Annotated in this window: 3 protein-coding genes and 1 pseudogene; 1 reads left to right on the top strand and 3 read right to left on the bottom strand. The window is 60.0% G+C overall.

Annotation, left to right across the window (positions count from 1 at the left end; translation table 11 throughout):
* Positions 1-353: 353 nt before the first annotated feature.
* Complete coding sequence (alaS, locus tag ABYO54_RS14380) at positions 354-3,029, top strand: alanine--tRNA ligase (RefSeq protein WP_372808938.1); 2,676 nt, start codon at positions 354-356, stop codon at positions 3,027-3,029.
* A 74-nt stretch (positions 3,030-3,103) separates the two neighbouring features.
* Here the strand turns inward: alaS and ABYO54_RS14375 are convergent, their stop codons facing one another.
* The 3 genes and pseudogenes from ABYO54_RS14375 to ABYO54_RS14365 all read right to left on the bottom strand — a co-directional run.
* Positions 3,104-3,316: a hypothetical protein gene (locus ABYO54_RS14375; protein WP_372808937.1), complete on the bottom strand. Its 213-nt coding sequence runs from the start codon at positions 3,314-3,316 to the stop codon at positions 3,104-3,106.
* Between the two features lie 118 nt (positions 3,317-3,434).
* The gene (locus tag ABYO54_RS14370; protein WP_372808936.1) at positions 3,435-4,148 is read right to left on the bottom strand and encodes a hypothetical protein; all 714 of its coding nucleotides are present in this window, start codon (positions 4,146-4,148) and stop codon (positions 3,435-3,437) included.
* Between the two features lie 154 nt (positions 4,149-4,302).
* Positions 4,303-4,517 (bottom strand): annotated as a pseudogene (locus tag ABYO54_RS14365) (malate dehydrogenase); the annotation flags it as partial.

Genomic DNA, 4,517 nt, shown 5'->3' with positions numbered 1-4,517 from the left:
CCGGAGTCGAGGTAGGCCTGTCCCTTGGCGTTGAGTGCTTCGCCGGATTCCTTCTCCGACCCGCCGCACCCGCTCAGCAGAATAAGTATTCCGGCACCAAGCGCCACATTGCGAATCATATCTCTTTTGCCCATATGTCTCTCCTTAAACCCTTGTTTCCCCGTCAACTTCACGCAAAACGTGTGCCATCATACCGATCGGCGCGCGAATGGAAAGCCCGGAATCGTTTCCATTGGAGCCGCGACGCCGGATTCTGTGGCGGAGTGCTGCTTTCCTTTGGTTGCATTTCTTGCATATCCGGGAGCCAATCAGTATAAAGCCCGCTCTCTTTTCATGGAAAGTAGGTTATATAAATGACATCGAAGGAAATCCGCCAATCGTTTTTCGATTTTTTTGAATCGAAACAGCACGCCATCGTCAAATCGGGCAGCTTGCTGCCGGACGCGCCGAACCTGCTGTTCACCAATGCCGGCATGAACCAGTTCGTGCCGATTTTTCTCGGCCAGCTGCAGTGCCCCTACACCCCGGGCCGCGCCGCCGACACCCAGAAATGCATCCGCGCCGGCGGCAAGCACAACGACCTCGACGATGTCGGGCTCGACACCTATCACCACACCTTCTTCGAAATGCTCGGCAACTGGTCGTTCGGCGACTATTTCAAGCAGGAGGCCATCGACTGGGCCTGGGAGCTGATCACCGACGTATGGGGCTTCCCGAAAGAGCGCCTCTATGCCACCTATTTCGGCGGCGACGAAAAGTCGGATGCCGACCTAGAAGCCAAGGAAATGTGGCTGAAGCATCTGCCGGAAGAGCGCGTCGTGCCGGGCAACCGCAAGGACAACTTCTGGATGATGGGCGACACCGGGCCGTGCGGCCCGTGCTCCGAGCTGCACGTCGATCTGACGCCCAACGGCGACTGCGGGGCCGGGATGGTCAATGCCGACAGCGCCGACTGCATCGAAATCTGGAACCTCGTCTTCATGCAGTTCAATGCGAACGTCGACGGCAGCCTGACGCCGCTGCCCGCGCAGCACGTCGATACGGGCATGGGCTTCGAGCGCGCCTGCTCGATCATCCAGTGCACCAACGGCTTTACCGATTTCTCGGGCGTCATCTCCAACTACGAGACCGACGTCTTTACGCCGATCTTCAAGGCGCTCGCCGAAATGAGCGGCAAGCAATACACCAGCACGCTGCCGAAGGATCCGGCCAAGCAAACCGAGCAGGAAGCCGTCGACGTCGCCTTCCGCGTGATTGCCGACCATATCCGCTGCCTCTCGTTTTCGATTGCGGACGGCATCATTCCCTCCAACGAAGGGCGCGGCTACGTGCTGCGCCGCATCCTGCGCCGCGCCGTGCGCTACGGCCGTTCGCTCGGATTCACCCAACCCTTCTTCTACAAGCTGGCCGACACCGTCGTCGCTTCCTTCGGCGAAGCCTTTCCGGAGCTGGCCAAGAACCACGGCCGCATCAGCAAGACGCTCAAGGCCGAGGAGGAATCCTTCAACCGCACGCTCGACAAGGGGCTGGAGGTCTTCGGGTCCATCGAAACCCAGGACGGGCAGATTGCCGGGGCCGACGCGTTCAAACTCTACGACACCTTCGGCTTCCCGTTCGACCTCACCGAGCTGATGGCCCGCGAGCGCGGCCTGACCGTCGATACCGAAGGGTTCGAGAAGCTGATGAACGAGCAGCGCGAGCGCGCCCGCGCCGACCACGCCTCCAAGAAGTCGGTCGTGCTGGCCGAAGACGGCTCGCTCGACGTGGATGCCACGCCGTTTGTCGGCTACGAAACCACCCGGCTCGAAACCGAAGTGGTCGAGGTGCTCGAATCCGGCGCGGTCATTCTGAAGGAAACCCCGTTCTACGGCGAGTCCGGCGGTCAGCAGGGCGACAAGGGGACGCTCAAGGCCGAAGGCGTCCATTTTAGCGTGCGCGATACGCAGAAATCGCCCGAAGGCATCATCCTGCACATGGGCACGTTGAGCGAAGGCGAACTGAAAAAGGGCGACACCGTGACCGCAACCGTCTGCCGCGGGCGCCGGGACAAAATCCGCCGCAACCACACCGCCACCCACATGCTCAACCAGGCGCTGCGCGAGGTGGTCGATTCCTCCGTCAAGCAGGCCGGTTCCATGGTGGCCTCCGACTATCTCCGCTTCGACTTCAACCATTTCGAGGCCGTCACCGGCGAACAGCTCCGCGAAATCGAGCGCGTCGTGAACAAAGAGATTTTGAAAAACACCGCCGTTGAAACCCGCGAAATGGCGATGGCCGACGTGCAGAAGGCCGACGATATCCAAGCCGTGTTCGACGACAAATATGGCGAGACCGTTCGCGTGGTTTCCATCGAAGGCTTCAGCAAGGAGCTTTGCGGCGGCACGCACGTCGACACCACCGGGCAGATCGGCCAGTTCCGTATCGTTTCCGAATCGTCGGTGGCGGCGGGCATCCGCCGTATCGAGGCCGTCACGGGCATGGCCGCGTTCGAATGGGCCGCCGAGGAGCACCAGCTGCTGAGCAACCTCAGCCAGAGCCTCAGCGTCAAACCCGCCGATCTGCCCGAGCGGATCAAAGCCATGGCCGACTCGGTCAAAGCGGCCGAAAAGGAACTCAAGGAAGTCCGGATGAAGGCCGCATTGCACGGGATCGAGGCGCTGCTCGAAAAGGTCGAGCACATCACGCTCACCGACAAGGTCGACAACATGCCGCTGCTGGCCGCCACGGCGGGCGAAGTGCCGATGGACGCCCTGCGCGAACTGATGGACCGCCTGCGGCAGAAGCTGGAAAGCGGCGTCATTATTCTCGGCTCGCATGCGGGCGGCAAGGCCTGCTTCATGTGCTCCGTCAGCAACGATCTTGTTGCGCAAGGCATCCATGCCGGCAAGTTGATCGGCGCGGTGGCCAAGCTCGCCGGCGGCGGAGGCGGGGGCAAGCCCGACAAAGCCCAGGCGGGCGGGAAGGACGGCACCAAGGTCGTCGAGGCCATTCAGGCCGTTCCCGGCCTGCTCAAGGAGATGCACGCGTAGCGAAGCTGATAACCGCGAAGTACAAAAAGGCACGAAGCGCTCAGCGCCTTCGTGCCTTTTCATTGCGAAGCGGGTTAGTTTTGCGTGATGTCGCGCCCCAGATGCTCGCTTTCGAGCCAGAGCAGCTCGTCGGCGGTGGGCACCCGGCCATGAATGCGCTCAAATTCGCTGATGATTTGCCGGAACCCGGCTGCATACAACGGGATGAGCTCGAGCACATTGCCGTTCATTCGGCCAAACGCTTCCGCCTGCACGCGGTTTTCAACTTTTACGTTCTTGTTCTTCATCGTTCCATCACAGCTCAAATATCAGCTTAACCCGTGCCATTCAGGGCACGACCGTTAGATGCCATTTTTTTGATGGTCATATCCAGCTTAAATTTGGTTCCGGCCACGGCGGGATCGGTTAAAACGTCAGCCCAATGCCGAGCGTGTAGCCCTGTTGGTAGAAATCGGTGGCGTCCTCATCCTCGTCGAAGTCATATCCGGAAATCCGGTAGCCCGCGCGAATATCCAGCGTTGTTCCAAGCTGGTAGAGCAGCTGGACCCCGGCATCGTAGACGAATTCGGAATCGCTCAGATAGGTTCCCCCGATCAAGAGCGGAATGTTGAGGTAAAGGTTGCTGAACAGTTCCTGCTTATACCGCATCATCAGCACCGCATCATAAACATTGGCGCTCTCGCTATAGGAAGAGCCGCCTTTAAGGTCCAGATCGTTGTCCATGCGCAGCATTTGAAGGCCGATCAGGAAATCGAGGGTCGAGTTGCCCGATCCCATCGGAAAGCCGATCGCAATGCCGCCGTTCAGCTCGGAGGAATCCAGCGTGCCCTCCTTGAGGCCCACGCTTACATCCGAGGAGATGGGGTCGAAGTAATCGAGATATCCGAGCAACACGAGCTTGCTGTTTCTCAGCGCGAGTTCCAGCGAGTATCCGTAGTCCATGTCGATATAGTTGATGGCGGACCGCTCGACTTTCGCTTGCTGCCCGTCCACATTCACGCTACCGCGCATCCATGCGCCCCAGACCGAGGCCGCGAGTTCCATTTCATCCGTCGTTTCCGCTACGGCGGAAAATGCGTTCAGGCACAGGATGGCCGCCAATATTTTTTTTGTTTTCATACGCTCGTTCTTCCCGGTTTTCCCGGTTTCTGTTGGTGGATGCTATATGACCCGAAGTTGTATCCTGTTCCCGCTCTTACGTCAAACCGGGTTTGAGCCATTGTCGGGCCGTGCGGACGGCCGATCGATCGGCAAGTCCCGTGGCAGGCCGCGGTCAGCGCCCCACCTGCGCGATGGCCTTTTCGAGTGCGGCTTCGAGCATTTCGGCGGGGGGTTCTTTGATGAATTGGTTGTCGATGAGGTGGTGGGTGAGGGCGCGGGCTTCGTCGATTTCCCGCTTGGCCTGGGCGTAGACTTCGTCGCCGGTCATTTCGTGGCGGGCCACGCCGTCTTCGATCGCCTGGAGGGCGACGGCCTTGGCGACGGCGG

The organism is Pontiella sp., assembly GCF_041622395.1.
In the GTDB taxonomy this organism is placed as follows: Bacteria; Verrucomicrobiota; Kiritimatiellia; order Kiritimatiellales; family Pontiellaceae; genus Pontiella.
This window is presented reverse-complemented; position numbering and strand designations above follow the sequence as displayed.